The sequence below is a fragment of the Arthrobacter sp. SIMBA_036 genome (assembly GCF_046535135.1).
Lineage (GTDB): Bacteria > Actinomycetota > Actinomycetes > Actinomycetales > Micrococcaceae > Arthrobacter.
Genome location: NZ_JAWRXG010000001.1, coordinates 233367 through 259022, shown reverse-complemented (window position 1 = coordinate 259022; position 25656 = coordinate 233367). Strand labels below are relative to the sequence as shown.

The following is a 25656-nucleotide window of genomic DNA, read 5'->3' as shown; positions in this document are numbered from 1 at the left end:
CCACTACTGCTGCCGGGGGTTCTCCCCGGCAGCAGGCGGCTGGGCGTCGCCCTGCGGTGCTGAATTACCTTCGTTCACACGGACCCCGTATTGGGGGCGACCGTCGGGGAGGTCCGGGTACCGAACGGCGCCGGAAACGGGCTTTTGCGGAGCCTGGTCCGCTGGAGTTGCCCCTGACGTAGGCACATTCTGGCCTGCAGGAGTGCCGGAGCCATCGTTACCAGGGGTGCGCTGGCCATAGGGGTCGTGCCATGTCGAGGGACGTTCCGGGGCCTGGCCCGGCTGCTGGAACGGCGCGCTCGGTGTGCTGTAGGGCCCTGGGCGGCCGCCGGCTTGGGACGAGTTCATTGGCAGCTGCTGGAGCAACCTGCGTGCCTCGTGGGCAGCTTCAAAGGCGACGATGACGTCGTAATTGGTGGCCACAACTTGGCTGGTCGATGTGAAGTCACGCTTTCCACGCTGGGTGGCGTAGGTAACGATGCCGAACAGCATGAAGAAGGCCGCGCCCATCAACACAGAGGTGATAATCGAAAACGGTCCGCCAGCGGGAGTGAAGAAGGAGAGCATGACGCCGACGAAGAGGCCGAACCACATGCCGCTCAGGGCACCAGACAAGGCCACCCGCGGGTAACTCAGCCGGCCGGTGACCCGCTCCACCATTTTCAGGTCGTTACCCACGATTGAGACGTGCTGAACCGGGAACTGCTGGTCCGCGAGGTAGTCCACCGCCTTCTGGGCATCCAAATACGAGGTATACGAGCCAACAGTGTCTCCTTGCGGCACACTGCGGGATTCCTCAAGGGCTTTGGGAGCACCAAAAATGTTAGACATAGCCCCATTGTGTCGCATCGACATGGGAAGCGGCTGGAATTCAGCTAAAAGAGTGCAGACTCGGTAGCCTATGAACATGAGCACACATCCTTCACGCGTCTTTGTCGCGCGCTTGCTCGGACTGGACGTCTTCGACCCCTTGGGCGACCGTCTTGGCCGGCTGCGTGATGTCGTGGTGCTCTCACGCGGTACGCGCGGGGCTCCACATGTAGTTGGCATCGTTGTGGAAGTTCCGGGCAAAAAACGGGTATTCGTGCCGATGACCCGGATCACCTCTATCGACCAAACCCAGATCATTTGCACGGGCTTGGTCAACCTCCGGCGCTTCGAGCAGCGCGGGGCGGAAATGTTGGTCGTGGCGGAGATGTTCGATCGCCGCGTCACGTTGGCCGATGGCAGCGGGGACGCCACCATCGAGGACATCGCCATGGACCAGCACCGTTCAAAAGACTGGTTCGTCAGCAAATTGTTCGTCCGCCGTGGGCATTCCATGTCACCGCTCAGCAGGCTCCGGCGCAATGAAACGCTCATTATCGACTGGGCCGACGCGCGCACCGAAGCGCCGAACGAGCCCCAGGCGGCAACGCAGTTCGTGGCCACCCACGAGGACCTGAAACCGGCCGACTTCGCCGAAGCCCTCCAGGAGATGAGCGACAAGCGCCGGTTCGAAGTAGCCAGCGAACTGCAGGACGAGCGGCTCGCCGATGTCCTGCAGGAACTCCCGGAAGATGACCAGGTGGAGATTCTCTCTGCCCTGGACGTTGAACGCGCCGCGGATATCCTCGAGGAGATGGATCCCGACGACGCCGCCGACCTCCTGGCAGAGCTTCCCTCGGCCCAGGCCGAGGAACTCCTGCAACTGATGGAGCCGCAGGAGGCTGAGGACGTCCGCCGTCTCCTTGAATACGACGAAGACACAGCCGGTGGCTTGATGACGCCGGTCCCGGTTATCCTCCCCCCGGAAGCCACCGTGGCGGAGGCGCTGGCACACGTCCGGCGGGAGGAACTTTCACCCGCTTTGGCTTCCTCCATCTTTATTACCCGTCCCCCGCTCGAAACGCCCACTGGCCGGTTCTTGGGCGTGGTGCACATCCAACAACTTTTGCGCTTTCCCCCGCCGGAGCCGCTGGGAAACCTCGTCGACAAGAACCTTGAGCCCTTGTCCGACCAAGCGCACATCAGCGAAGTCGCCCGCACCTTGGCCACCTACAACCTCAATTCGCTTCCCGTCGTCGACGACGATGGGCGCCTTGTGGGGGCGGTGACTGTTGACGACGTGTTGGATCACTTGTTGCCGGATGACTGGCGCGCCCATGATGATGACGCCCCAATAAGGAAACTGGGAGGCCGCATTGGCTGAGAACAACTCCACCCGTTCCCCCAAGGCCATCGCACGCCAAGCAGGCAACAGCTACGGGAGCCTTGACACTCCGCTGACGGGTCGCCAGCGGTTCCTTCCCAAGTTGTCCCCCAATCCGGACGCTTTCGGCAAGGCAACGGAGGGTTTCGCGCGGTTCATGGGTACACCGCAGTTCCTCGTCTACATGACGGTGTTCTGCGTCTTTTGGCTTGTGTGGAATACCTTTGCCCCCACCGAGTGGCAGTTCGACCGCGTGGAGCTTGGTTTCACGCTGTTGACGTTGATGTTGTCCCTGCAAGCCTCCTACGCCGCTCCCCTCTTGCTCCTTGCACAGAACCGGCAAGACGACCGGGACCGCGTGTCCCTGCAGCAAGATCGCCAGCGGGCCGAACGGAACCTTTCCGACACCGAGTACTTGACCCGTGAACTGGCGTCCCTGCGGATCGCACTGCGGGAAGTGGCCACGCGCGACTACGTCCGTGCAGAGCTCCGCGGCTTGTTGGAAGACATCATCGATGCCCAGGAAGAACTGCGGGAAAATGAAACCGCTCCGGACGAAACGGAATCCCCGCGCGAGAAAGTAAAGGAGCGGATCAAGGAAAAGCGGGATAAATCCCGCAGTCCGCGAACCCAACAGATCCCCAAGGTTCGTCCCAAGGGCTCAGGCCCGCAGCATTCCACGGGCAAGCCCTTGAGGAGACCCGAAACTCCCGAGGCGCCCGACGCTCCGGAAAGCTTGGCATAGGCGTGGGGCAAATATCCTCCCAGGCCCTGGACGCTGCGCTGGCCACCGTCATCGACCCGGAGCTCCGCCGCCCCATCACGGAGCTCGGCATGGTCGAGTCGGTATCGGCTGCCGAAGACGGTACAGTGCGCCTGGCAGTCCTGCTCACCATCGCCGGCTGTCCGCTCCGGGACACCATCACCCGGGACGCCACTGAAGCGCTCTCCGGCGTCGCCGGCGTTTCAGCCGTGGACGTTGAACTGAAGGTGATGACGCCCGCCCAACGCCAAGCGCTCAGGGACGAGCTCCGGGGTCCAGGCGCCCAGCGGGTCATACCTTTCGCGCAGCCCGGGTCCCTCACCAAGGTGTACGCGGTGGCCAGCGGCAAGGGCGGGGTGGGCAAGTCAACGGTCACTGTGAACTTGGCGTGCGCCCTCGCGGCCCAAGGCCTGCGTGTCGGCATTGTCGACGCCGACGTTCACGGATTCTCGGTACCGGGACTTATGGGCATCACGCAGAAGCCCACGCAGGTGGATGACATGATCCTTCCTCCCGTGGCTTTCGGCGTCAAAGTGGTGTCCGTCGGCATGTTCGTGGTGGGCAACCAACCGGTGGCCTGGCGCGGGCCCATGCTGCACAGGGCCTTGGAGCAGTTCCTCACGGACGTCTACTTCGGGGACCTCGATGCGCTCTTCCTCGACCTCCCGCCAGGCACGGGCGACATCGCCATCTCAGTGGCGCAATTGCTTCCAACAGCGGAGATCATCGTGGTGACGACGCCCCAGGCAGCCGCCGCCGACGTCGCCGAACGTGCCGGAACCATTGCCACCCAAACTGGTCAGAAGGTGGCCGGAGTCATCGAGAACATGTCCTTTCTGGACATGCCCGACGGCGGCCGCATGGAGCTGTTCGGAAGCGGCGGTGGGGCGGTACTGGCTGAACGGTTGAGTAGCGCGGTTGGCACGGATGTCCCGCTGCTGGGGCAGATCCCTTTGGACATCCGCCTGCGCGAAGGCGGGGATGCCGGAAAACCGGTGGTCCTCGGAGCCGGGGAAAGCGCGGCCGGTGCGGCACTGATCGATATCGCAGCTAAGCTGGCAACTCGTCCGCGGGGGCTGTCCGGGATGAAGCTGGGGATCGAACCCCGCTGATTCCTGGGCCGGTTCTTTCCTGGGCCTGTTCCCTTAGGTGGCTTCCGTGTCGAACGGTGCTGCTTCGCCGTCCGCAAGCCGCTGGATGATCCGTTCGGGAGCCTTCGGCCTGCTTGGTTCAGCGACCGCGGGGGCAGCGGCTGGTGCTCCGGCACTGACAGGCTTAGGATCGTCTTCGAGCAGGGCGTCCTTGATGATCCGGCGCGGATCGTACTGCCGGGGATCGTACTTCTTCCAGTCGACGTCATCGATGTCGATGCCGACTTCTTCTTTGATCTGTTCCCGTGCACCGGAGGCCATCCGGCGCACTTCCTTGACCAAGTTTGCGAGCTTCTGGGTGTATTCGGGCAGGCGGCTGGGACCGATGACGAGCACGCCGATGATCAAAAGGACGATGAACTCCGGGCCATTGATTCCAAACACGCTTCGAAGATTACCTTGTCTGTGGTGCCGCTCATAAACCAGCCGGACGCAGGAGGGCCTCGAGCCCACGCAGCAGCCTCTGGTACCCGGCCTCGGATGGACGCGTTGCTGATTCCAGGCTCATGGAGTCCCCCGCCCTGACCAGTTCCGGAACTGCGTCCGCGGCTTGGGTTGCCGGCAGGTCGGCGGTGTACTTGATGATGGCGGACGATGTTGTGTAGACGGCCTGCCAGGGTGATCCCTGCGTAATGGAAAGCCGCGCAGTGGCATGTTGCTCGGAATCACCTCGATCCTGGCCCTGCATGTGCTCCTCCAGCACCGTGGCCGAGTGGCCGTTGTTTTCGAGATCCAGCTCGACGACCGGGTTCCCATCCACCTCAGTGGCGCGGGCGGCGATAACGTGGAAACCCAATGGGGCCATCTCCGGGCAGGCCCAGCCGTTGGCCCGTAAAAGACCAATCTGCTCAGGGCTCAAGCTTGCAGTATTGGTGGTGGGAGCGGAGTCGAAAATGAGCTCGGCCGGGCCCGTCTCCATACCGCCGGCCAGTGGCGCGGCGTCACTGGCAGCGGTGCGGGCGGGCGGTTCCGCGTCGCCCCCCACGGCGTAGGCGGTGGCGGCAAGCGCTCCTGCGCTGAGCGCCAGCGTTCCAGCAGCGACCACCGTGATCCGCAGGGACCGGCGGACGTGCGGCTGCCTCGATCGCGCGCTGCAAGGAGTATCCCTCTGGTTGGCCAGCGATTCTGTCTGTTGGATCAAGCGTGCGGCGAGGTCTTGGCTGGCTTCGGGCACACTGGAGCCCCTCAGCCGTTCCAAGTATTGCTGTTCGCGGAGATGGGCGGCCTGGCACCGGGCACACGAAGCGACATGCGTGGGATTGCGCGTGTGGCGTAGGGCGCGCCACGACGACCGGCGGAGCGCGCCAAGCCGGAGATGGCGACGAGGCATTGGAGTCCTAGTGAAGCCCAGCGATGCGCGGCATCTTCAGGCGCGGCTTGCGCGTGGTGACGGGCCGCGGATCACGATGGGCCAGCTTCTCGCGCAGCATCGTCCGGCCGCGGTGGATTCGGGACCTGACGGTGCCCAGCTTCACGCCCAAGGCCTCAGCAACCTCGTCGTAAGAGAGGCCTTCCAGATCACACAGCACCACAGCAGCACGGAAATCCGGCGGCAGTTCTTCCAAAGCCCGCTGGACGTCAAGATCAAGATTGTTGTGTTCGTAGCTTTGCTCCGGGCCAGGCTCTCGGCCGGGAAGGCGGGACTCGGCATCTTCTCCGAGGGCGTCGAAACGGATCCGGCTTTTGCGCCGGGCTTGATCGAGGAACAAGTTGGTGGTGATGCGGTGCAACCAGCCATCCAACGTGCCAGGCTTAAAATTCTCAAGTGACCGGAACACCCGGACGAACACCTCTTGGGTGAGGTCCTCGGCGTCGAACTTGTTGCCCGTCAGGCGGTAGGCAAGTCGATAGACCTTGGCGGAGTGGTTGGCCACCACGTCCTCCCAGCTGGGCATCACCCACTCGGCAACTGCCTCAAGGCTTTCCGATGTTTGGACTGGCTCAGCATGCGATGCCGGCATCGTCCACTCCCCTCAAACTGTGGTACACCGTAGCCCGGTGCCGTCCACCTCATGGATGACCGGACAAGTATCATCCCAGATTTGTCTGGGAATTGCCTGATCAACCAACATTTTCCACGCTCGGCGAAACGGCGCGAACCCGGCCGGCACGCGGGACACAGTAGTCTGGTACAACACCCCTACACGCGGAGAGCGAATCCCTTCATGAGTGCCGACAAGTCAAGCAGCTGGTCCTACGCAGAAGATCTGCCGGCCGAAGATGACGTGTTGTTGCGGGCCCGGGAACGTTCCTACGAGCTCGGTGTCACCCCGGTGAGCCCGGGTGTAGGTGCGGTGCTCACAGTGCTGGCGGCCGCTTCCAAGGCGCAGACCGTGGTTGAAGTCGGTTCCGGCGCCGGAGTCTCAGGCGTGTGCCTCTTGCGTGGACTCGGATCGCAAGCAGTCCTTACCACCATCGACCTCGACGTCGAACACCTCAAGGCCGCGCGGGAGGCCTTCCTTGAGTCCGGCAGTCCGGCAAACAGGACGCGCACCATTTCCGGCCGCGCGGCGGACGTCCTCCCCAGGCTTACCGATGCCGCGTACGATCTCGTCTTCATCGACGCAGACAAGCCAAACTTCCCCGTCTACGTTGAGCAGGCCGTCCGTTTGCTCAAGTCCGGCGGAACGCTGGTAATCAATGATGCTTTGGACAAAGACCGGGTTTCCAACCCGGCGGCGCGGGACGCCACCACGGTGGTCCTCCGCCAGATCGGCAGGTCGATTCGCGACGACGACCGCCTCGCCTCAGCCATGCTCCCGACAGGAGACGGACTCTTGGTGGCAGTCAAGAAGTAGCGGGGGCTTCCCACGCAAAACCGAGTGCTTCCCAACGCAAAACAGGGCGCCGGCTCACGCCGGGCCCTGCCCTATGAAGCTGGCTGGTAAAGGTCCTAGCCAGTAACGCCTACGAGGCATTCCCTGAGGTTTTCCGCTTCGGCGGCGTTGAGCTCGACCACAAGCCGGCCTCCACCTTCGAGCGGCACGCGCATGATCAGGCTGCGTCCCTCTTTGGTAACTTCCATAGGGCCGTCGCCAGTTCGTGGTTTCATAGCCGCCATTAGGAAAATCCCCTCCATTTGTCCTATGTCACGCCAACCCGGCCGGGCTGGATGCGCATCGCAATTCCAGCCGGCGGCACACGGGGCGGCCGCCTTGGCCGGGCACCTGTTAGGGTGCTTCTTCTTGCTATTACCCCATTATCCCGTACTTAACGCCCGGTAGCGAATCAACGGCATATTCGTCCGGACTCTGTACTTACTGCGTCCGGGCCCTATAACGCCACGTCAGGGCGGGTAATCACCGCCGCCGGGCAACTGGGCCCAAGCCCAGAGCCAGACGATCCACACTATCTGGAGCAGGATGAACATCACCACCACGGTGCCCCGGTAGGCCTTGGACTTCGAAAGGAAGGCGACGCCAAGTGCCAGCGGGAACATGGGCAGGAGCATCCGGAAAGTGCTGGTCTGCGGTTGCAGGAAGACCAGAAGGTAGCCCATGTAGCAGGCGCACCAGAGCCGCAGTTCAGTTCCCAAAGCCCTGACCGGCTTGGAGACCATGACAAGCGCGAAAAGCCCAACGAACACGAAGGGCGCAAATACCCCGGCGACGGGTCCAAGCAGCATTTGGCCGGCGTCGAACCATGGCTTAAAGGGCACCAAGTCCGTACCACGCCAAGCGGTTTCAGTGCGGGTGTAGGCCGTCGGGTCCCCCGTGGCAGCCCACGCGATGGCCGGCCAGGCCAGAGCTCCCAACGCGGCGACCCCCACCAAGACTGTTAACGGCACCAAGCGGACCAACGACGTCGGCTGGTCGGCTTGACCGGGTTGTTCGGCTTGTTCGGCTTGTTTTCTTGGACGTACAGCCTGGTTGGGTCCGAAACGCTGCCACAACTTCCCCACCAGCAGCAGTCCCAGCATTAACGCGAACGGCACACCGGTGGGCCTGGAAAGACACATCAGCAGAACTACCGGGATGGCGCTCAGGTATCGGCCGCGTACCACCAACAAAAGCGCCGCAGCGAGCAGCAGCAGGTTCAGGGATTCGGCGTACGGAACTTGGAGGATCGCCGACACCGGAAAGGTGGAGACGAAGACAACCCCCCATAATGCGGTGCGCCTGCCGGTGAACTCGAGGAAAAGCCTGTAGATGACCAGGGCCGCACCCAAGCCCGCTACCATCGCAACGGTGGTGAGAGACTGCAAGGTGCCTAACCCCGTGAGGGCGCTCAGTCCTCGGCCCAGCAGCGGGAACAGCGGGTAGAACGCCCAGGTGTTCTCCTTGACCACTCCGTTCTCATCCAGTGGCAAGACGGACGGGTAGCCCTCATCAGCGGCGGTTTGATACCAGCGCCCATCCCAAATGGTGATGAAGTTCCAGTAATCGGGCGCAGGGGCGAACCACGGGTTGGTCCCTTGGTGCAGGGCAGCGGCGGCAAAGATGCACGCGCTCACCAGCCGTGCGGCCACGAAGACCACCAAGACCTGCAGCCACCACGGCCAACCGGACATCCGCCACACCGTGGTAGACAGCCACCGGGACACTGCGTCCGTGGCGCCCTCTTGACCCGCAGGGCGCGCCGCAGGTTTCATCACTGCGGGCCAGGGGCGGAGGCGCTGTCCTCGGGAAGTGCCTCCACCAACGCTTGCAGCCTCTCGATTTCACGGTCTTTTGCCTGCAGCTGGTCCCGCAGTTCATCGAGGACTTGGTCCACCTGGTCCATCCGGTAACCCCGCAGCCCCAGCGCAAAGCGAACGGCATCGACGTCGCGCGCTTCCGGATTGTGGGCAAGCAGCACGGGAGGCAGGTTCGGCACCGGATCATCCAGGCCGGACCCCAGGGAACGTCCCTGCACGATGCCCGCCCCGAAATAGAGCGCGGCTCCAACAAGGACGATCGCGAGAAACACCAGGAAAAAGCTCACAGGGTCCATGGTGCCAGAAAGACGCGGCTATTCAGGGCGTTGATTGCCGTTGGCCGCCGGCGGGAGGGGCGCCCCATGGAGCACGCGGTGAACTGCGTCGGCCGGATCGTCTACCAGTTGGATCAGGTCCAGGTCTTTTTCGGAGACCATCCCCTCCTCCACCAACGTGCCCTTGATCCACTCAAGCATCGGCCCCCAGAAACGGACGCCCAACAGAACGATGGGGAACGAGGTGACCTTTCGGGTCTGCACCAGCACCATTGCTTCGAAGAGCTCATCCAAGGTACCGAGACCACCCGGCAGCACCACGAACCCTTGTGCGTACTTGACGAACATGGTCTTGCGGGCAAAGAAGTACCGGAAGTTGATCCCCAGGTCCACCCACTGGTTGAGGCCTTGTTCGAACGGAAGCTCGATACCGAGCCCCACCGACACACCGTTGCCTTCCACGGCGCCCCTGTTGGCGGCTTCCATGGAACCCGGACCGCCGCCGGTGATGACGGCCACGCCCGCTTCGGCAAGCTTGCGCCCTACCTCCACCCCCATGTCGTAGTAGGCCGTTCCTGGTTTGGTGCGCGCGGAGCCAAAGACGCTGACGGCCGGGCCGAGGTCTGCCAAGGCACCAAAACCCTCAACGAATTCACTTTGGATCCGCAGCACCCGCCACGGATCAGTATGGATGAACTGATCAGCTCCGTTTGAATCCAACAAGTGCTGATCGGACATACCGGAATCAGCTTGTTTGCGGCGAAGTTCCAGCGGGCCCTTGTATTTCGCCGGGGCGACGTCAGAGGGGAGGGGTGCTTGGCCGGCCGGGACGCTGCCGTTGGCGTCCGGACGAGGAACTGGGTGCTGGCTCATACTCATTGCCCAAGGCTAGCGCTAATCGGCCGCAGCCCCTGCGCAGCGACTCGTCCCGTTGCCGACGCCCGGACCGCCACCACTTAAGGCTGGAATTAATCTGGAGATAAGGTTTCTGTTCAATCACGATCCTGAACAAGTGCCGTGACCACGGTCATAGGACGAACTTCGTTCGCTAGATTCTTAATATGACTACACAAGTGTCCGGCGATGAGCTGGTCTCCCTGAATGGTGTTAACAAACACTACGGTCAACTCCACGTCCTCAAAGACATCAACCTCCACGTCCGGAAGGGTGAAGTGGTGGTGGTCATCGGACCGTCCGGTTCCGGCAAGTCGACCTTGTGCCGTGCCATCAACCGGCTCGAAACGATCGACGACGGCGATATCGCCATTGACGGGAAGAAGCTCCCCGAAGAAGGCAAGGACCTCGCCCGCCTGCGCGCCGACGTCGGAATGGTGTTCCAGTCCTTCAACCTGTTCGCCCACAAAACGATCCTCGAGAACGTTACTTTGGGCCCCATCAAGGTCAAGGGCATGGCCAAAGCCGCGGCTGAAAAGGAGGCCATGGCACTCCTCGAACGCGTCGGCGTCGGGCACCAGGCCCCGAAGCTTCCCGCCCAGCTCTCCGGTGGCCAGCAACAGCGTGTGGCCATTGCCCGCGCGTTGGCCATGAAGCCGAAGGTGATGCTGTTCGATGAGCCCACGTCGGCGCTGGATCCCGAGATGATCAACGAGGTCCTCGACGTCATGATCCAGCTCGCCAAGGAAGGCATGACGATGATCGTGGTCACCCACGAGATGGGCTTCGCCCGGAAGGCTGCTGACCGCGTCGTGTTCATGGCCGACGGCCAGATCGTCGAGGATGCCACACCCGAGGAGTTCTTCACCAACCCGAAGAGTGCCCGGGCCAAGGACTTCCTCTCCAAGCTACTGACCCACTAGCTTCCCCATCGCTTGCACCCGGCCCTTTCGGCCATCCAATGAAAGGAACGTCATGAAGTCACTCATCACCCGGAGGAAGTCTCTCCTGGTTGCCGCATCCGCCGCGCTTGCCCTCTCACTGAGCGCCTGCGGTGGCGGAAGCGGGTCCTCACCGGCTCCCGTCGACAAGCCCTCGTTCGCGGCAGGCACCACCATGGAGAAGTTGAACAAGGCCGGCAAGATCGTCATCGGCACCAAGTTCGACCAGCCGTTGTTCGGACAGAAGGGCCTGGACGGCAAGCCGGTTGGTTTCGACGTCGAAATCGGCAAGAGCATCGCCGCCAAGCTGGGCATCCCGGCCGACAAGATCGAATGGGTGGAAACCGTATCGGCCAACCGTGAGTCCTTCATCGAACAAGGCCGGGTTGACATCGTTATTGCGACCTACACGATCACCGATGCCCGCAAGCAGAAGGTGTCCTTCGCTGGCCCCTACTACCAAGCAGGGCAAGCGCTGCTGGTGAACAAGGACGACAACTCCATCACCAAGCCCGAGGACGTCAAGGGCAAAAAGGTGTGCTCCGTAACGGGTTCAACGCCGGCAAAGACCATCGTTGACAAGTACGGCGCGGATCTGGTTCCGGCCGCTAACTACACTGCTTGCCTGGAGCCGCTGCGCAACAAGCAAGTTGTGGCCGTCACCACGGACAACGTCATCCTCGCCGGGTACGTGGACAAGGAGCCGGACGCTTTCAAGCTGGCCTCGGACCAGACGTTCACCAAGGAGCCGTACGGCATCGGACTCAAGAAGGACGACACCGTGTTCCGCAACTGGATCAACGATCAGCTTGAGGCATTCGGCAAGGACGGCACGTACAAGAAGGCATGGGAAGCAACAGCCGGAAAGGTCATCAAGACCGCTCCTGAGCTGCCCGCCATCAGCCGCTACTAAAGAATCGCGTGGTTGCCGCCGGCCCTTGAACGGGAGCGGCGGCAACCGCGGATTCCACGGATTCATTCCCCTTTCCGCCGTAGCCGAAAGAAGCCATGGACGCCATCTTCGAAAGCCTCCCCCAATATTGGGACGGATTCCTCCGCACCCTCTTCCTCGCCGTCATTTCGGGCGTCATCGCCCTGATCGTCGGTACCATCCTGGCCGCCATGCGCGTCTCGCCGGTAGCAGCTCTGCGGGGCTTCAGCACCTTCTACGTTGAAGTCGCCAGAAACACTCCCCTGACGATCATCTTCTTCTTCTCGGCTATCGTGCTTCCCAGGCTGGGCATCAAGTTCGAGCAATTCGAAGTGGCCGCCATCATCGCACTGAGCACCTACACCGCGGCCTTCGTCGCCGAGGCCGTGCGGTCCGGCGTCAACAGCGTCCCTGTAGGGCAGGCCGAAGCGGCCCGCAGCATCGGCATGACGTTCACCCAGGTCCTTGGCCTGGTCATCCTGCCCCAGGCCCTCCGAACAGTGGTGCCGCCGTTGATCAATATCATGATCGCCCTGGTCAAGAACTCATCCGTTGCTGGGGCATTCTTCGTCATGGAACTCTTCGGTTATGGCCTGCAACTCACCAACAGCCATGGCGACGCCGTCATGTGGATCCTGATCGGCGTGGCGTTCTTCTACCTGCTGATCACCGTCCCATTGGGCTTGTTGGCCCACTTCATCGAGAAAAAGGTGGCGATCGCCCGATGACTTCAGTCCTTTACGACGTTCCCGGTCCCAAAGCCCGGCGTATCTCCCTCATCGGTTCGATCATCGGTTCCGTCATCATTGCCGCCGGCGTGGTGGGGGCCATCGTCATCCTCTCGTCGCAGGGGATATTCAACTCGTCCCGGTGGGAAGTCTTCGTCAACGACTACGCCGCTGACGTGTGGACCCAACTGGGCCTTGGCGTCCTTGCCACGCTGCAAGCCGCAGGTGTCGCCGCGGTCATCGCGTTCCCCCTGGGAGTTGCCTTCTGCCTCCTGCGGATCTCGCTGATCCCATGGGTCAGGATCCCCACCCAGGTGGTCCTCGAATTCCTGCGCGGCATGCCCGTGGTGCTGATGATCCTCTTTGTACTCCTGGTTTTCGCCACGAGCCCTTTCACCGCCGTCGTGAGCGGCCTCGTCCTGTACAACGCCGCGATCTTTGCCGAGATCCTCAGGGCCGGAATCCAGTCCCTGCCCAAGGGGCAGCGGGAGGCCGGTTTGGCCATAGGCCTGCGCAGCTTCCAGTCACGCATGAGCATCGAATTCCCGCAGGCAATCCGGCGCATGCTTCCCTCGCTGATTGCGCAGTTGGTGGTCCTCCTGAAGGACACGTCGCTGGGCTACATCGTGGCGTACGAGGAACTGCTGCGTAAGGTCAAGCTGATAGCCGACCTTGAACCCAGCCTGCTGTTCTCTGCGTTCTTCGTAGGCGCGGCCATCTATATCCTGATCAACCTGTCCGTTTCCCGGCTTGCCATCATGATCGAACGGCGCGGTACCAAGAAAGCCGCCGGCGGCGTCGCCTCCGCCATCAAGACAGTCGACTTGGACGTCAACGCGCCGCAGTAGCACCAGTCCAAACGGCCCGGCTACTGCCCCAGCCATGTCCGCAGTGCCCGAAGGCACTCCCGGACGGCATCGGCGTCGACGTGTTCGTTATCCTTGTGGGCCAGCAGCGGATCGCCGGGTCCGAAGTTCACCGCCGGGATGCCGAGTTCACTGAACCGCGCGACGTCGGTCCATCCGTATTTCGGTTTCGGCTCGGCGCCGACGGCGGCCACGAAGGAGGCGGCAGCAGGGTGGTTGAGGCCGGGCCGGGCACCGGCGGCGGCGTCGGTTCGGACCACGTCGAAGCCCTCCAGGAGCTCACGCACATGGGCTTCGGCCTGATCCGGCGTCTTGTCGGGGGCGAAACGGTAGTTGATCTCCACCACGCAGCGATCGGGGATGACGTTTCCTGCCGTCCCGCCCTTGATCTTCACCGCGTTAAGGCTTTCCCGGTAGTCGAGCCCATCGACAGTGATGGTCTGCGGCTCGTAAGCGGCGAGCCTGGCCAAGATGGGCGCCGCAGCATGGATGGCATTGCTGCCCATCCACGCGCGGGCAGAATGGGCTGCTTCGCCGGTGGTGGTGGTCTCGAAGCGGCTCGTGCCGTTGCAGCCGCCTTCCACGGTGCCGTGGGTGGGCTCCAGTAGGATGGCAAAATCACCCTGCAGCAGGTTCCCGTGGTTGCGGACCAACCTGCCCAGGCCGCTCTTAACGGCCTCTACTTCTTCATGGTCATAAAAAACGAAGGTGACATCCCTGTCGGGCTGCCGCCCGTCGTCGAACAGTGTCGCAGCAAGAGCGAGCTGTACAGCCACGCCGCCCTTCATGTCCGTTGTCCCACGGCCGTAGAGTACGCCCTCCCCCGCACGCCCGGATTCCCAGGTTGCAGGCACTGTGCCCAGCGATCCCTCCACGGTGGGCAACGGGACGGTGTCAAGGTGTCCAGCAAGGATCACGCGCTCGGGTAGGCCAAGTTCGGTCCGGGCGATAATGGCATCTCCATCGCGAACCACCGAGTATTCGCCGATGGCACGCAACGCATCCTCGACGGCGTCGGCCAGTTCGGTTTCGTTACCGGACACACTGTTGATATCGATAAGTGCGGCCGTGAGCACGGCCACGTCCTGGCGTAGGTCAAGAGGCGCGAAGGCAGGATTCTGGGTCACCCTTCCACCTTAACGCCCACGAATATGCCACAAATGCGACTTGTTCAGTATGAGACTGGTTTCAGCCGCGATTGGCCTGCTGGATAGACTTGGCCCATGACTGAAACTGCTTCCTCCGCTGCGCCCGCGACCGCGCCCGCCAACGATCGATCAGCCTATGGATTCGGACTTGCCACCATCGCCACCTCAGCCTCCGGCGAAGCAACGGTGCTGGACGTTTGGTATCCGGCCCCGGCCCTCGGCGTTGCTGCGGAGACCCTGCGGGACGTCGAGAACGCCGATCCCTCGCTGCTTGCACTCGCCGATGACAGCAAGGATGCCGAGCGCGGCACAGAACAAAAGGTCGTCTTCGCACAGATCGACCTCGACGCCGCACCGGCTGACACCGGCGACGCCTATCTGCGCCTCCACCTCCTTTCCCACCGCTTGGTTGCACCGAACAGCATCAACCTCGACGGCCTCTTCGGCAAGCTTCACAACGTGGTGTGGACCAACTTCGGTCCAGCCGCGGTGGAGGGTTTCGAACTGACCCGCGCGCGCCTGCGCAAGCGCGGCAACGTTGTGGTTTACGGCGTGGACAAGTTCCCCAGGATGGTGGACTACGTGGTTCCTACCGGTGTGCGTATTGCCGACGCCGACCGCGTACGCCTCGGTGCGCACCTCGCCGAAGGCACCACAGTGATGCACGAAGGCTTCGTGAACTTCAATGCCGGGACGCTCGGCACCTCCATGGTGGAAGGACGGATCTCCGCCGGCGTCGTTGCCGGTGACGGGACCGACGTCGGAGGCGGCGCATCCATCATGGGCACGCTGTCCGGCGGCGGCAAGGAGAAGATCGCCCTGGGTGAGCGCGTCCTGCTGGGCGCCAACTCGGGTGTGGGCATCAGCATTGGCGATGACTCGGTGGTGGAAGCCGGCCTTTACGTCACCGCCGGTACCCGGGTTCGCGTTCCCGGGCCCAAGGACGAGAACGGTGAAGACACCAGCAAGATCATCAAGGCAGTGGAACTCTCCGGCGTCCCGAACCTGCTCTTCCGACGCAACTCCACCACTGGCGGCGTCGAGGTCCTGCCCCGTAAGGGCCAGACTGTTGAGTTGAATGAGGCGCTCCACGCCAACTAGCAGGAGAAAACCCATGCGCCGCCTGCGCCGCGCAGTCATTGTGGTGCTGGCGTTGGCCTTGGTTGCCAGCGCCGTCTTCGCTGTCTTCGCTGTCCTGCAGCGCTCCGAAACACTGGTCTCGGAGCGCTGCGTGGCGGTTGCCGGAACGGCCAGCCACGAGCTCGCCACCGACCAAGCCGCGAACGCTTCCCTCATTACGGCGATCTCCGTGCAGCGCGGACTGCCACCCCGGGCTGCGAGCATTGCCATAGCGACGGCCATGCAGGAATCTATGCTGCGGAACATCAACTATGGCGATCAGGCCGGCCCCGACTCCCGCGGACTGTTCCAGCAACGTCCTTCCCAAGGCTGGGGCACGGAAGCCCAGGTGATGGACCCTGTGTATGCCACCAACGCTTTCTTCGATCGTTTGGTGAAGGTGCCCGGATACCAAACCATGGATATCACCCAGGCCGCACAAGCCGTCCAACGCTCCGCGTTTCCCCAGGCCTACTCACAGCACGAGGACATGGCCCGGGCATTTGCCTCCGCCCTGACCGGCCACTCGGAATCCGCACTGAACTGCGTGCTTCGTATGCCGGACGCAGCTGGTGACCCAAGCGCCGTCGTCGAAGGCATCACGACGGCGTTCGGCACCCAGCAGGCGACAGTCCAGGGCCGCTCGGTCCACCTCGGGATCTCCGGCGCCCAAGGGTGGGCGGTGGCCCAGTGGGCCGTGGCCAACGCGAAGAACCTGTCGATCACCCAAGTGGATGTCGCAGGGCAAACGTGGAACCGTCAAAAACGCGACGGCTGGCAAGCCTCTGTGGCTCCTTCGGAATCAGTGACCATCACCGTCTCGGCGCCACCCACGTAGGCGGGTTTCCGAACGTCAGGCAAGCATTCGAACGCTAGGCGAGCAACTCCACCACGGGTTGGACGTAGCTTCGAAACACATCCGGTTGCGACAAGAGCCGGTGGCTCATGATCATGGTGCTGGGTTCCAGATACCAAGCGCGGGGTTCGGCGAGCGGCAGCTCGATGATGGTGAGGTCGAAGTCCCGGGAGCTGCGCCCCACCTCCAGCAGCCTGTCCTCCACCATCTCACCGAGCACTTCCGTCACGCCATTGGCTTCTCGGGCAGCCTCGATGTCTGCGTACTCTTCGATCCGGTCAGTAGCCCAGTCCAACGCTGAACCAAAGTGGGCCTGAAGCACCCGTTGCAAGGCAGGAGAGTTGCCAAAGGCCTGGAAACCCGGGGGCGAAAGCTCAAGGGCTTCGTTCGGGTAGGACTTCACCAGGTTCTCCCACCAGGCCTCCCATTCTGTCTTCAGGGCCGGTAGGCCGCCGACGTCGGCGGTCAGGTGGGTGTGGTCCGCGTGCCTGACCTTGGGAGCGGCGTGGGAGAGGGTGGGCTTGCCCGCACCGTCCAATCCCGCTACATCCCGCAGGTACAGTGCGATGAGCATTGGTCCCGATGTGTCCAAGGTAATTCGCCACCCCGGGCCGCCCGTTTCGTGCATCCGAATGCCTCCCTTGGCAGCAGATTCCCAACAAATCCCAGTCTATTCCCCTTGCAGTCAGGCGGAACGGGAAAGTTGCCCTCACTTGGGATACGGGCCTTCTGCGCGGGACGGGCCCTCACACGGGAGCGGCCGCACTTTCCATTGACCTGAGGTGTGCCGTGAGGACGTCGCTGCACATCCGTGCCGTCATCCACTCGGGGTGGAGGAGCGCATGCATGCAGAGGCCGTCCATGGTGGCCAAAAGCCTTTCGGCCTCGTTGACCAGTGCCTGTTGTCCGTCGGCATGCTGGCCCTCGGTAGACTCCCTGTTCAGGATCATGACCAGTCGTCCGACGACGGCGGCCACAGCCCGGTGGCTGCGCTCGGCCTCGGGTGCCAGGACCGGTTTGATGCGCGCCGCGTTGCGGAATGCCATCCACACACAGGCATCTACTGCCAGTTCTTCGTCCAACGGCAGGAGTTGACCGAGGAGGGACAGGATAGCGGCGTGCTGTTCCGGGCTTCCGGAGCCTTCCCCTTCCACGGCCGCCATGGCGGACTCCAACCGTCCTACGATTCGGTCCACGACAACCCCGAAAGAGAAGACCAGCAATTCGTCGCTGCTGGCAAAGTAGTGCCGTACTGAACCCACTGCCAGCCCCGCTTCATCAGCTACTTCCCGGAGGGACGCCCGTTCCAAGCCATCACTGGCAATAATTCGAAACACAGCGTGGACAACTTCCTGGCGCCGGGCTTCGGCATCAACAATTTTGGGCACTAGTATTTTTAGCACGAACGTGCTTCTACGCTGGTCACCGGCGGGCGAGCGGCGTGGCTCCACTTTCCGATAGCGTAGGACCCATGAAAATCCTTGTCACGGGCGGCACCGGCTACATCGGTTCCCACACCGTTTTGTCCCTGCAAGAGGCTGGCCACGACGTCGTCGTGGTGGACAATCTCGTGAACTCCAGCGAAGAATCCCTCCGCCGCGTCTCTGAGCTCACCGGCAAGAGCGCCGTGTTCCACAAGGTTGACCTGGTGGACGAGCCCGCTGTCGAGGCCGTGTTCGACCAGCACCGGATCGACGCCGTCATCCACTTCGCCGGACTGAAGGCGGTGGGCGAATCCGTGCAGGAGCCGCTCGCTTACTACTACAACAACATCGTGGGAACGCTGAACCTGCTCCGCGCCATGGACAAGCACAACGTCAGGTCAATCGTTTTCAGCTCCTCGGCCACTGTGTACGGCGAACACAACCCCATCCCCTACATCGAGAAGATGGAGATCGGCGCCAACAACCCCTATGGGCGTACGAAGGAGCAAATCGAGGACATCCTCTCCGACCTCGGCAACGCCGATGACCGCTGGCATATCGCACTGCTGCGCTATTTCAACCCTGTGGGCGCCCACCCGTCCGGCCGCATCGGCGAGGACCCTCAGGGCATCCCGAACAACCTGGTGCCGTTCATCGCCCAAGTGGCAGTGGGACGTCGCGAGAAGCTGATGGTGTTCGGCGGCGACTATGACACCCCGGACGGTACCTGCCAGCGGGACTACATCCACGTGGTGGACTTGGCCGAGGGCCACGTTGCTGCCTTGGACTTCATCGCATCACACGCCGGTGTGCGCCGCTGGAACCTGGGCTCCGGCAAGGGATCGTCCGTGCTTGAGGTTCTCCGGTCCTTTGAGAAGGCCGTGGGGCACGAGCTCCCGTACGAGATCACGGGCCGGCGAGCGGGCGATCTGCCCGCGTTCTGGGCCGATGCCTCCTCGGCCCTGGCAGACCTTGGCTGGTCCACCACCAAGACCGTGGACGAAATGTGCGAGGACCACTGGCGCTGGCAGAAGAACAACCCCTTCGGTTACAACGCGGCCCAGCCCGCGTCCGCAGCCACGGCCCCGTAGCTTAACGACGTCGGCCGCCCACCTCGCGCGAGGTGGGCGGCCGACGTCGTTAATGACGTTTTTGCCGTATCAGTTGACCGGGTAGTTGCGCTCCGGCTCCCCTGTGTAGAGCTGCCGCGGGCGGCCGATCTTGGTCTGGGGATCGTTGATCATTTCGCGCCACTGGGCAATCCAGCCCGGGAGGCGGCCAATGGCGAACAGGACGGTGAACATCTTCTCCGGGAAACCCATGGCCTTGTAGATCAGGCCGGTGTAGAAGTCCACGTTCGGGTACAGCTTGCGCTGGATGAAGTAGTCATCGGCCAAGGCCTTCTCTTCGAGGCGCATGGCGATGTCCAACAGTTCGTCGTTACCGCCGAGCTTGCCGAGTACCTCGTGAGCCGTTGCCTTGATGATCTTGGCGCGGGGATCGTAGTTCTTGTACACGCGGTGCCCGAAGCCCATGAGGCGGACGCCGTCTTCCTTGTTCTTGACCTTCTCCATGTAATCCTCAGGCTTGATGCCGTCGGCTTGGATCTGGCGAAGCATCTTGAGCACAGCTTCGTTGGCGCCGCCGTGAGCGGGGCCGAAGAGGGCGTTGATACCGGCTGACACCGAAGCAAAGAGGTTCGCGTTGGACGAACCCACCAAGCGGACGGTGGACGTGGAACAGTTCTGCTCGTGGTCAGCGTGCAGGATCAGGAGGAGGTCCAATGCCTTAACCACTACAGGGTCCATCTCATACTGCTCGGCGGGAAGGCCGAAGCTGAGGCGGAGGAAGTTCTCCACGAGGTTCATGGAGTTGTCCGGGTAGAGCATCGGTTGCCCTACCGACTTCTTGTGCGCATAAGCGGCAATCACCGGCAGCTTCGCCATCAGGCGAATGGTGGAAACTTCCACGTGCTCGGCGTTGAAGGGATCCAGCGAGTCCTGGTAGAACGTGGACAACGCGGAGACGGCTGAGGAAAGCACCGGCATGGGGTGCGCGTCCCTCGGGAAGCCACCAAAGAAGCCCTTCAATTCCTCGTGGAGGAGGGTGTGGTGGCGGATGCGCTGATCGAACTCTTCCAACTCAGTAGGAGTCGGCAGGTTGCCATAGATGAGGAGGTATGAAACCTCAAGGAAGCTCGAGTGCTGTGCGAGCTGCTCGATGGGGTAACCGCGGTAACGCAGGATGCCTGCGTCGCCGTCGATGTAGGTGATGGCCGAGGTGGTGGCCGCAGTGTTCATGAAGCCGGGGTCATAAGCGACGGCGCCCGTCTGCTTCAGCAGCTTGGAAACGTCGTAACCTTCGTTTCCTTCTACAACCTTGATACGCGGCAGTTCGAGTTCGCCGCCGGCATGGCGCAGTGTCGCGCTGGTGGTCTCAGTCATGGAGTCCCCTTCATGAGGCCTCAAGGCCTCTATCGAACGCTTGTCCGACCAACGTCTGGTGTCGCGGCCCCCGGCCCTACTGTTGCAGGGCTCCAACGGCCGAAGTGCTTTCTTAGCGAAGGCCACCATTGATAGTCAGTTAAAAGCTACCGCCAGTAACCCCACGGAACTAATCCGTGAGGTCCGGTTACCGGCGGAATGGCCCTGTTAGTGCCCTAAGTCACAGCTTTGTTATGAGCTGGCACCCAAGCGCGCAACAGCTGCGTCGATGCGTTCGTCCGTGCCTGTCAGGGCAACGCGAACGAAGCCTTCGCCGGCATCGCCGTAGAAGACCCCGGGGCCCACCACAATGCCCAGGTCCGCGAACCGCGAAACAGTGTCCCATGTCGCTTCGCCTGCCGTGGACCAGAGGTAGAGGCCCGCCTTTGATTCGTGGATCTGCAGGCCAAATCGCTCCAAGGCCGGAACAATCCGTTCGCGGCGTCCACGGTAGAGATCTTTCTGGGCCACGACATGTGCGGCGTCGCCCAAGGCCACGCGCATGGCCTCTTGGACGGGGTAGGGAACAATCATCCCGGCATGTTTACGGCTGTTGACCAGGTTGGCCATGATGGCAGAGTCTCCGGCCACGAAGGCGGCCCGGTACCCCGCGACATTGGATTGCTTGCTCAATGAGTAGACACAGAGCAAACCCTCTGTGGATCCGCCGGTAACACGGGGATCCAGGACGCTGGGGACTGCCTCGCCCCCACGCTGGACGTCCCATTCGCCCCAGCCCAACTCGGCGTAGCACTCATCAGAGGCAACCACGGCACCAAGCTCCCGGGCTTGTGCCACGATCTTCCGGAGTGACTCGACGTCCCGGACACTTCCCGTGGGATTCCCGGGGGAGTTGATCCACACCAACCGCACCTTCGCGCGGGTAGCGGCGTCGAGCTCATCCAAGTCATCGGCAGCGATGGCAGTGGCACCGGCCAGGGATGCTCCGATGTCGTACGTCGGGTAGGCGACGGAGGGCCTGACCACCACGTCTCCGCTGCCTAGTCCAAGCAGGAACGGCAGCCAGGCCACCAACTCTTTGGACCCAACGGTCGGCATGACGTCTTTAGGGTCCAGCCCCGGCACGCCGCGGCGGCTGGCGAACCACTCCACCACAGCCTGGCGAAGACCCTCGGTGCCGTGAACGGTCGGGTACCCGTGGGCGTCGGAGGCCGCGTCCAGTGCGTCCCGGATGAGCCCCGGAGTGGGGTCCACGGGAGTCCCAATGGAAAGGTTTACCACTCCCCCGGGGTGTTTGGCGGCCGTGGCAACATACGGAGCCATAGCCTCCCACGGGTAGTCAGGCAGGTTCAGGCCGAAAGCCGGTGCGGCGGAAATCAAGGAAGCAACCGCCCTCAGTGGTCTTGGTTCTGCAAGGGCAGCGCAGCAATGAACGGGTGGTCCTTGCCGGTGTTGCCGATCTTGGCGGCGCCACCCGGCGAGCCAAGATCGTCGAAGAATTCGACATTGGCCTTGTAGTAGTCAGCCCATTCTTCCGGGGTGTCATCCTCGTAGTAGATGGCCTCCACGGGGCAAACAGGTTCGCAGGCACCACAGTCGACGCATTCATCGGGGTGGATGTAGAGGGAACGCTCACCTTCGTAAATGCAGTCCACAGGGCATTCTTCGATACATGCCTTGTCCTTGACATCCACACACGGCTGCGCGATTACGTACGTCACGTCCCAGACCTCTCAACGGTTAGTCCCGGCCATGGCCGGGTGATACTGCCGGCAGCATGCCGGGCACTCAACTTCTGAGCCTATTATCCAACAGTGCGCTCACGCCAACCTAGCCCGCGTCTTAGTATGAAACGGTGACTCCCCCGCATGCGCAGCCCCGACAGTTCCTCCTCAGTGCCCAGCCAGGCATTCGGCTGGTGGTCAGGTACAAAATCGAGGGCGGCCTCACCGACGCGTTGGGCTACCTGGTGGAGACCAGCGATAGCAGCTGCACCGTACGAACGCGGACGTCCGACGTCGAAATCCCCCTGGCGCTGGTGGTTGCGGCTAAGGAAGTTCCGCCCCCACCGCAGCGCCGCGAGTCCCGCTAAAGACGAGCAGCACCAACGAAAAGAGCCGCCGGAACGGCCGAGGCAATGCCCCGGAGCGTTCTGGCGGCTCCTTCGTTCACTTAGGACTTGGCGCGGGCGCGGTTGGCCTTGGCACGCTCGTTGGAGTCAAGGATGAGCTTGCGGATGCGGATGGAATCCGGGGTCACCTCGACACACTCGTCTTCGCGGGCGAATTCGAGGGACTCTTCGAGGGTGAGGTCGCGCGGCGGCGTCAGGTTCTCGAAGGTGTCGGAAGAAGCGGCACGCATGTTGGTGAGCTTCTTTTCCTTGGTGATGTTCACGTCCATGTCATCAGCGCGGGAGTTCTCGCCGACGATCATGCCCTCATAAACCTCGGAGGTGGGCTTCACGAAGAAGGAACCGCGCTCCTGGAGGTTGATCATGGCGAACGGCGTCACAACACCGGCACGGTCGGCGATCATCGAACCGTTGGTGCGGTATTCGATGGGGCCGGCCCACGGCTCGTAGCCCTCGGAGATGGAAGCAGCGATACCGGCGCCACGGGTGTCGGTGAGGAACTTGGTGCGGAAACCGATCAGACCACGGGCAGGAACGATGAATTCCATGCGGCACCAGCCGGTACCGTGGTTGGCCATGTTGGTCATCCGGCCCTTGCGGGCTGCCATGAGCTGCGTGACGGCACCGAGGTACTCTTCCGGAACGTCGATGGTCATGTGTTCCATCGGCTCGTGGATCTTGCCGTCGATGGTCTTGGTGACAACCTGCGGCTTGCCAACAGTCAGCTCGAAGCCTTCGCGGCGCATCTGCTCCACGAGGATTGCCAGGGCGAGCTCGCCACGGCCCTGGACTTCCCAAGCGTCAGGACGCTCGGTGGGAAGTACCTTGATGGAGACGTTACCGATCAGTTCCTTGTCCAGGCGGTCCTTCACCTGGCGGGCGGTGACCTTGGCGCCCTTGACCTTGCCGGCCAACGGGGAGGTGTTGATACCGATGGTCATGGAGATCGCGGGGTCATCCACGGTGATCAGCGGAAGCGGCTGCGGGTTCTCGGCGTCCGTGAGGGTTTCACCAATGGTGATGTCTTCAATACCGGCGACGGCGACGATCTCACCGGGGCCTGCGGACTCGGCAGGAACACGGGTCAGGGCCTTGGTGGCCAGCAGTTCAGTGATCTTGACGTTCTTGAGTTCACCGTTGGCGCGTGCCCAGGCCACAGTCTGGCCCTTACGGAGGGTGCCGTTGTAGATGCGGAGCAGGGCGAGGCGGCCAAGGAACGGGGAAGCGTCCAGGTTGGTCACGTGTGCCTGCAGCACGCCGTCCGGGTTGTACGTAGGAGCCGGGATGTGCTCGATGATGGTCTTGAACAGCGGCTCAAGGTCCTCGTTTTCCGGAGCCAGCCCATCAGCAGGCTGGTCCAGGGATGCGCGGCCAACCTTGGCAGCAGCGTAGACGACCGGAACTTCAAGGATCTTGTCCAGGTCAAGGTCCGGGACCTCGTCGGCAAGGTCAGAAGCCAAACCGAGGAGGAGGTCCATGGATTCGTGGACAACTTCATCGATGCGGGCATCGGGACGGTCGGTCTTGTTGACCAGGAGGATCACGGGAAGGTGGGCTGCCAGCGCCTTACGGAGAACGAAGCGGGTCTGCGGCAGCGGGCCCTCGGATGCATCCACGAGCAGAACGACACCGTCAACCATGGACAAGCCGCGCTCCACCTCGCCACCGAAGTCAGCGTGGCCAGGGGTGTCGATGACGTTGATGGTGATGGTCTCGCCGTTGGACGACGGGCCGTTGTAGGCAACCGTGGTGTTCTTCGCGAGGATCGTGATGCCCTTTTCGCGTTCCAGGTCACCGGAGTCCATGACGCGGTCCTCAACCTCACCGTGGGAAGCGAAGGAGTTGGTCTGCTTGAGCATGGCGTCGACCAAGGTGGTCTTGCCGTGGTCAACGTGTGCGACGATCGCGACGTTGCGCAGATCGCTACGCGACGCAGTGTTGGTGATGGTTTCAGACATGCGGTAATGACTCGATTCAGTGGTGAAATCAGCTGTTTGTATCCGCGCGCATACCTGATCGACTTGATCGGAACACACAGCGAAAAGACCCCGGGACACAGGGCACCTAGCACAAGTCTAAACGCAGTTGCATTTCTGAGCCTAAAAAGCAAGCTATCCACCCTCTGGATGTGGCGCCGCTCACATGCGGCTGTGTGGCCGAAACCTCACGTCTTGATGCTGGATTTTCGGGCAACGGTGGACCATTATGGCAGCAGTACCAGTGCCCCACGGAGACCCCTCGATGCCCCCAGCTTCGGCCCGGCGCCGCATGCTTGCTCCATTGATCGCCGTCGGCGTTCTCTTGGCCGGCTGCGGACCCAGCCCCCAGTCCCAACCCAACTCCTCCCCTGCCTCGCCCTCCGGGCAAGCCGCCTCCGCCGGCAGCGCCCAAAGGGTCGCCTCCGAGCTCGTGCCCCTCAACGTGCCTGTGGGTGGTTTGTTCAAAAATCACGTCAGCAAGCGCAGCGAAGTGGTCCTGGCCGACGTCGACCATACAGCCGTCCTGATTGGCGATTCCCAAGCAATGCCCAAGGACTCCTGGCCCCAGCGAGGCATAGCAGCCTTGGGGTACAAGCTCTACGTCGCAGGCATGGGCGGCACAGGGTACGTCGCCGGCAACGGGAAGACCGCCAACTACATCGATGCGCTGCAACGCGGCGACTGGGTCCTCCCCTACGGTGAACCACCCCTCGTCGTCGTCGAGGGCGGTGGGAATGATGCCACGCAGCACGCCACGGACGGCCAGATTACTGCGAACGCCGAGCGGCTGCTCGCAGCCCTCAAGCAGCGCTACCCAGACGCCGCGCTGGCGATGATTGGCACGTTGGCCCGCGGCGCCGGGAATGGAGGCGGACGCCGCACGGAGGTGGACGCCTTGATCGGCCGGATTGCCGCCAACCACGGAATTCCGTTCGTCAGCACCGGTGACTGGTTGACCCGCTACAACGCTGTGGGAGACCTCATTGATGGTGTCCATGTAAAACCGTCAGGCCACGCGAAACTCGGAAGTGCCCTGGCCAAGCAACTCCTGGCTTTAGGACTGGCCGCCCGCCCGGGCGGAACCGGCAAAACGCCGAAATAGCAAGAGAGCCGGCAGCTCCCCTTGTGGGGAACCACCGGCTCTCATGTCGCGGTGCTGCTCTCATGCCACGGCGCTGG

The 25656-nt window shown here is 62.7% G+C and carries 28 protein-coding genes; 13 read left to right on the top strand and 15 right to left on the bottom strand.

The genetic code is table 11. From position 1 onward, the window contains the following. Positions 1-3: 3 nt before the first annotated feature. On the bottom strand, positions 4-831 hold the full coding sequence (locus tag SB659_RS01260; RefSeq protein WP_284978914.1) for a general stress protein: 828 nt from the start codon (positions 829-831) through the stop codon (positions 4-6). A 76-nt stretch (positions 832-907) separates the two neighbouring features. Between SB659_RS01260 and SB659_RS01255 the strand changes: the two genes are divergently transcribed. From SB659_RS01255 to SB659_RS01245, 3 genes are read left to right on the top strand one after another with little or no spacing between them, the layout of a single operon-like run. Then, complete coding sequence (locus SB659_RS01255; protein ID WP_284978915.1) at positions 908-2191, top strand: magnesium transporter MgtE N-terminal domain-containing protein; 1284 nt, start codon at positions 908-910, stop codon at positions 2189-2191. Beyond that, positions 2184-2936: a DUF1003 domain-containing protein gene (locus SB659_RS01250; RefSeq protein WP_410549254.1), complete on the top strand. Its 753-nt coding sequence runs from the start codon at positions 2184-2186 to the stop codon at positions 2934-2936. Before SB659_RS01255 ends, SB659_RS01250 begins: the two co-directional genes overlap by 8 nt. A 2-nt stretch (positions 2937-2938) precedes the next feature. Then, entirely contained in the window at positions 2939-4066 is a 1128-nt protein-coding gene (locus SB659_RS01245) for an Mrp/NBP35 family ATP-binding protein (protein ID WP_410549253.1), read from the top strand. A 33-nt stretch (positions 4067-4099) separates the two neighbouring features. Here SB659_RS01245 and SB659_RS01240 read toward each other — a convergent pair whose 3' ends face one another. From SB659_RS01240 to sigE, 3 genes are read right to left on the bottom strand one after another with little or no spacing between them, the layout of a single operon-like run. Continuing rightward, positions 4100-4489, bottom strand: coding sequence for a Sec-independent protein translocase TatB (locus tag SB659_RS01240; RefSeq protein WP_284978917.1), 390 nt, complete (start codon positions 4487-4489; stop codon positions 4100-4102). Between the two features lie 31 nt (positions 4490-4520). Further along, entirely contained in the window at positions 4521-5435 is a 915-nt protein-coding gene (locus SB659_RS01235; protein WP_410549252.1) for a hypothetical protein, read from the bottom strand. 7 nt (positions 5436-5442) lie between these two features. After that, positions 5443-6066: an RNA polymerase sigma factor SigE gene (gene sigE, locus SB659_RS01230; RefSeq protein WP_284975969.1), complete on the bottom strand. Its 624-nt coding sequence runs from the start codon at positions 6064-6066 to the stop codon at positions 5443-5445. A 204-nt stretch (positions 6067-6270) separates the two neighbouring features. Here sigE and SB659_RS01225 point away from each other — a divergent pair, with 204 nt between their 5' ends. Beyond that, on the top strand, positions 6271-6903 hold the full coding sequence (locus SB659_RS01225) for an O-methyltransferase (RefSeq protein WP_284975968.1): 633 nt from the start codon (positions 6271-6273) through the stop codon (positions 6901-6903). Positions 6904-6998: 95 nt separating this feature from the next. Here the strand turns inward: SB659_RS01225 and SB659_RS01220 are convergent, their stop codons facing one another. From SB659_RS01220 to SB659_RS01205, 4 genes are all read right to left on the bottom strand, one after another. Beyond that, positions 6999-7166 (bottom strand): DUF3117 domain-containing protein, encoded by a 168-nt coding sequence (locus tag SB659_RS01220; RefSeq protein WP_284975967.1) that lies wholly within the window; start codon positions 7164-7166, stop codon positions 6999-7001. A 225-nt stretch (positions 7167-7391) separates the two neighbouring features. Next, complete coding sequence (locus SB659_RS01215; RefSeq protein WP_410549251.1) at positions 7392-8615, bottom strand: hypothetical protein; 1224 nt, start codon at positions 8613-8615, stop codon at positions 7392-7394. An 80-nt stretch (positions 8616-8695) separates the two neighbouring features. Continuing rightward, positions 8696-9037, bottom strand: coding sequence for a DivIVA domain-containing protein (locus SB659_RS01210; RefSeq protein WP_284975966.1), 342 nt, complete (start codon positions 9035-9037; stop codon positions 8696-8698). Positions 9038-9055: 18 nt separating this feature from the next. After that, positions 9056-9895, bottom strand: a complete 840-nt coding sequence (locus SB659_RS01205) for a TIGR00730 family Rossman fold protein (RefSeq protein WP_284978921.1) — start codon at positions 9893-9895, stop codon at positions 9056-9058. 182 nt (positions 9896-10077) lie between these two features. Here SB659_RS01205 and SB659_RS01200 point away from each other — a divergent pair, with 182 nt between their 5' ends. The 4 genes from SB659_RS01200 (at position 10078) to SB659_RS01185 (ending at position 13358) form a co-directional block, all read left to right on the top strand. Then, on the top strand, positions 10078-10833 hold the full coding sequence (locus SB659_RS01200; RefSeq protein ID WP_410549250.1) for an amino acid ABC transporter ATP-binding protein: 756 nt from the start codon (positions 10078-10080) through the stop codon (positions 10831-10833). A 52-nt stretch (positions 10834-10885) separates the two neighbouring features. Continuing rightward, positions 10886-11764 carry a glutamate ABC transporter substrate-binding protein gene (locus SB659_RS01195; protein ID WP_410549249.1) on the top strand — a complete coding sequence of 293 codons (879 nt, stop codon included), beginning with the start codon at positions 10886-10888 and terminating at the stop codon, positions 11762-11764. 95 nt (positions 11765-11859) lie between these two features. After that, entirely contained in the window at positions 11860-12510 is a 651-nt protein-coding gene (locus SB659_RS01190) for an amino acid ABC transporter permease (RefSeq protein ID WP_284975963.1), read from the top strand. After that, positions 12507-13358, top strand: a complete 852-nt coding sequence (locus SB659_RS01185; protein ID WP_284978924.1) for an amino acid ABC transporter permease — start codon at positions 12507-12509, stop codon at positions 13356-13358. Before SB659_RS01190 ends, SB659_RS01185 begins: the two co-directional genes overlap by 4 nt. Positions 13359-13378: 20 nt before the next feature. Here the strand turns inward: SB659_RS01185 and dapE are convergent, their stop codons facing one another. After that, positions 13379-14503, bottom strand: coding sequence for a succinyl-diaminopimelate desuccinylase (dapE, locus tag SB659_RS01180; protein ID WP_410549248.1), 1125 nt, complete (start codon positions 14501-14503; stop codon positions 13379-13381). Positions 14504-14599: 96 nt separating this feature from the next. On the opposite strand from dapE, the gene dapD reads away from it, so the two are divergent. Both dapD and SB659_RS01170 read left to right on the top strand, forming a co-directional pair. Next, positions 14600-15625: a 2,3,4,5-tetrahydropyridine-2,6-dicarboxylate N-succinyltransferase gene (gene dapD, locus SB659_RS01175; protein WP_410549247.1), complete on the top strand. Its 1026-nt coding sequence runs from the start codon at positions 14600-14602 to the stop codon at positions 15623-15625. Between the two features lie 13 nt (positions 15626-15638). Continuing rightward, the gene (locus tag SB659_RS01170; protein ID WP_410549246.1) at positions 15639-16481 is read left to right on the top strand and encodes a hypothetical protein; all 843 of its coding nucleotides are present in this window, start codon (positions 15639-15641) and stop codon (positions 16479-16481) included. A 34-nt stretch (positions 16482-16515) separates the two neighbouring features. Here SB659_RS01170 and SB659_RS01165 read toward each other — a convergent pair whose 3' ends face one another. Together SB659_RS01165 and SB659_RS01160 are read right to left on the bottom strand one after the other, a co-directional pair. After that, a complete protein-coding gene (locus SB659_RS01165; protein WP_284975958.1) occupies positions 16516-17127 on the bottom strand; it encodes a hypothetical protein in 612 nt (203 codons plus the stop codon). Positions 17128-17245: 118 nt separating this feature from the next. Further along, on the bottom strand, positions 17246-17887 hold the full coding sequence (locus SB659_RS01160; RefSeq protein WP_410549245.1) for a TetR/AcrR family transcriptional regulator: 642 nt from the start codon (positions 17885-17887) through the stop codon (positions 17246-17248). Positions 17888-17970: 83 nt separating this feature from the next. On the opposite strand from SB659_RS01160, the gene galE reads away from it, so the two are divergent. After that, positions 17971-19014 (top strand): UDP-glucose 4-epimerase GalE, encoded by a 1044-nt coding sequence (gene galE / locus SB659_RS01155; protein WP_410549244.1) that lies wholly within the window; start codon positions 17971-17973, stop codon positions 19012-19014. Between the two features lie 69 nt (positions 19015-19083). Here galE and SB659_RS01150 read toward each other — a convergent pair whose 3' ends face one another. The 3 genes from SB659_RS01150 to fdxA all read right to left on the bottom strand — a co-directional run bounded on the left by SB659_RS01150 (position 19084) and on the right by fdxA (position 22088). After that, the gene (locus tag SB659_RS01150; RefSeq protein WP_284975955.1) at positions 19084-20367 is read right to left on the bottom strand and encodes a citrate synthase; all 1284 of its coding nucleotides are present in this window, start codon (positions 20365-20367) and stop codon (positions 19084-19086) included. Positions 20368-20598: 231 nt separating this feature from the next. Next, positions 20599-21747, bottom strand: coding sequence for a succinyldiaminopimelate transaminase (dapC, locus tag SB659_RS01145; protein ID WP_284978929.1), 1149 nt, complete (start codon positions 21745-21747; stop codon positions 20599-20601). Positions 21748-21761: 14 nt separating this feature from the next. Beyond that, positions 21762-22088, bottom strand: a complete 327-nt coding sequence (gene fdxA / locus SB659_RS01140) for a ferredoxin (protein WP_144648485.1) — start codon at positions 22086-22088, stop codon at positions 21762-21764. A gap of 134 nt (positions 22089-22222) precedes the next feature. On the opposite strand from fdxA, the gene SB659_RS01135 reads away from it, so the two are divergent. Continuing rightward, complete coding sequence (locus SB659_RS01135) at positions 22223-22459, top strand: hypothetical protein (RefSeq protein WP_284978930.1); 237 nt, start codon at positions 22223-22225, stop codon at positions 22457-22459. Positions 22460-22539: 80 nt separating this feature from the next. Here SB659_RS01135 and typA read toward each other — a convergent pair whose 3' ends face one another. Then, a complete protein-coding gene (typA, locus tag SB659_RS01130) occupies positions 22540-24456 on the bottom strand; it encodes a translational GTPase TypA (protein ID WP_284975952.1) in 1917 nt (638 codons plus the stop codon). 247 nt (positions 24457-24703) lie between these two features. Between typA and SB659_RS01125 the strand changes: the two genes are divergently transcribed. Then, the gene (locus tag SB659_RS01125) at positions 24704-25579 is read left to right on the top strand and encodes an SGNH/GDSL hydrolase family protein (RefSeq protein WP_410549243.1); all 876 of its coding nucleotides are present in this window, start codon (positions 24704-24706) and stop codon (positions 25577-25579) included. Positions 25580-25656: the final 77 nt, after the last annotated feature.

Excerpts from the sequence above, each read along its gene's own strand:
- SB659_RS01190 (WP_284975963.1), top strand. The coding sequence starts at position 11,860 with ATGGACGCCATCTTCGAAAGCCTCCCCCAATATTGGGACGGATTCCTC.
- SB659_RS01165 (WP_284975958.1), bottom strand. The coding sequence starts at position 17,127 with ATGCACGAAACGGGCGGCCCGGGGTGGCGAATTACCTTGGACACATCG.
- SB659_RS01255 (WP_284978915.1), top strand. The coding sequence starts at position 908 with ATGAGCACACATCCTTCACGCGTCTTTGTCGCGCGCTTGCTCGGACTG.
- SB659_RS01205 (WP_284978921.1), bottom strand. The coding sequence starts at position 9,895 with ATGAGTATGAGCCAGCACCCAGTTCCTCGTCCGGACGCCAACGGCAGC.
- SB659_RS01260 (WP_284978914.1), bottom strand. The coding sequence starts at position 831 with ATGTCTAACATTTTTGGTGCTCCCAAAGCCCTTGAGGAATCCCGCAGT.
- SB659_RS01225 (WP_284975968.1), top strand. The coding sequence starts at position 6,271 with ATGAGTGCCGACAAGTCAAGCAGCTGGTCCTACGCAGAAGATCTGCCG.
- SB659_RS01185 (WP_284978924.1), top strand. The coding sequence starts at position 12,507 with ATGACTTCAGTCCTTTACGACGTTCCCGGTCCCAAAGCCCGGCGTATC.
- sigE (WP_284975969.1), bottom strand. The coding sequence starts at position 6,066 with ATGCCGGCATCGCATGCTGAGCCAGTCCAAACATCGGAAAGCCTTGAG.
- SB659_RS01215 (WP_410549251.1), bottom strand. The coding sequence starts at position 8,615 with ATGTCCGGTTGGCCGTGGTGGCTGCAGGTCTTGGTGGTCTTCGTGGCC.
- galE (WP_410549244.1), top strand. The coding sequence starts at position 17,971 with ATGAAAATCCTTGTCACGGGCGGCACCGGCTACATCGGTTCCCACACC.
- typA (WP_284975952.1), bottom strand. The coding sequence starts at position 24,456 with ATGTCTGAAACCATCACCAACACTGCGTCGCGTAGCGATCTGCGCAAC.
- SB659_RS01210 (WP_284975966.1), bottom strand. The coding sequence starts at position 9,037 with ATGGACCCTGTGAGCTTTTTCCTGGTGTTTCTCGCGATCGTCCTTGTT.
- SB659_RS01125 (WP_410549243.1), top strand. The coding sequence starts at position 24,704 with ATGGCAGCAGTACCAGTGCCCCACGGAGACCCCTCGATGCCCCCAGCT.
- dapD (WP_410549247.1), top strand. The coding sequence starts at position 14,600 with ATGACTGAAACTGCTTCCTCCGCTGCGCCCGCGACCGCGCCCGCCAAC.
- SB659_RS01170 (WP_410549246.1), top strand. The coding sequence starts at position 15,639 with ATGCGCCGCCTGCGCCGCGCAGTCATTGTGGTGCTGGCGTTGGCCTTG.
- SB659_RS01200 (WP_410549250.1), top strand. The coding sequence starts at position 10,078 with ATGACTACACAAGTGTCCGGCGATGAGCTGGTCTCCCTGAATGGTGTT.
- SB659_RS01195 (WP_410549249.1), top strand. The coding sequence starts at position 10,886 with ATGAAGTCACTCATCACCCGGAGGAAGTCTCTCCTGGTTGCCGCATCC.
- SB659_RS01220 (WP_284975967.1), bottom strand. The coding sequence starts at position 7,166 with ATGGCGGCTATGAAACCACGAACTGGCGACGGCCCTATGGAAGTTACC.
- SB659_RS01150 (WP_284975955.1), bottom strand. The coding sequence starts at position 20,367 with ATGACTGAGACCACCAGCGCGACACTGCGCCATGCCGGCGGCGAACTC.
- SB659_RS01235 (WP_410549252.1), bottom strand. The coding sequence starts at position 5,435 with ATGCCTCGTCGCCATCTCCGGCTTGGCGCGCTCCGCCGGTCGTCGTGG.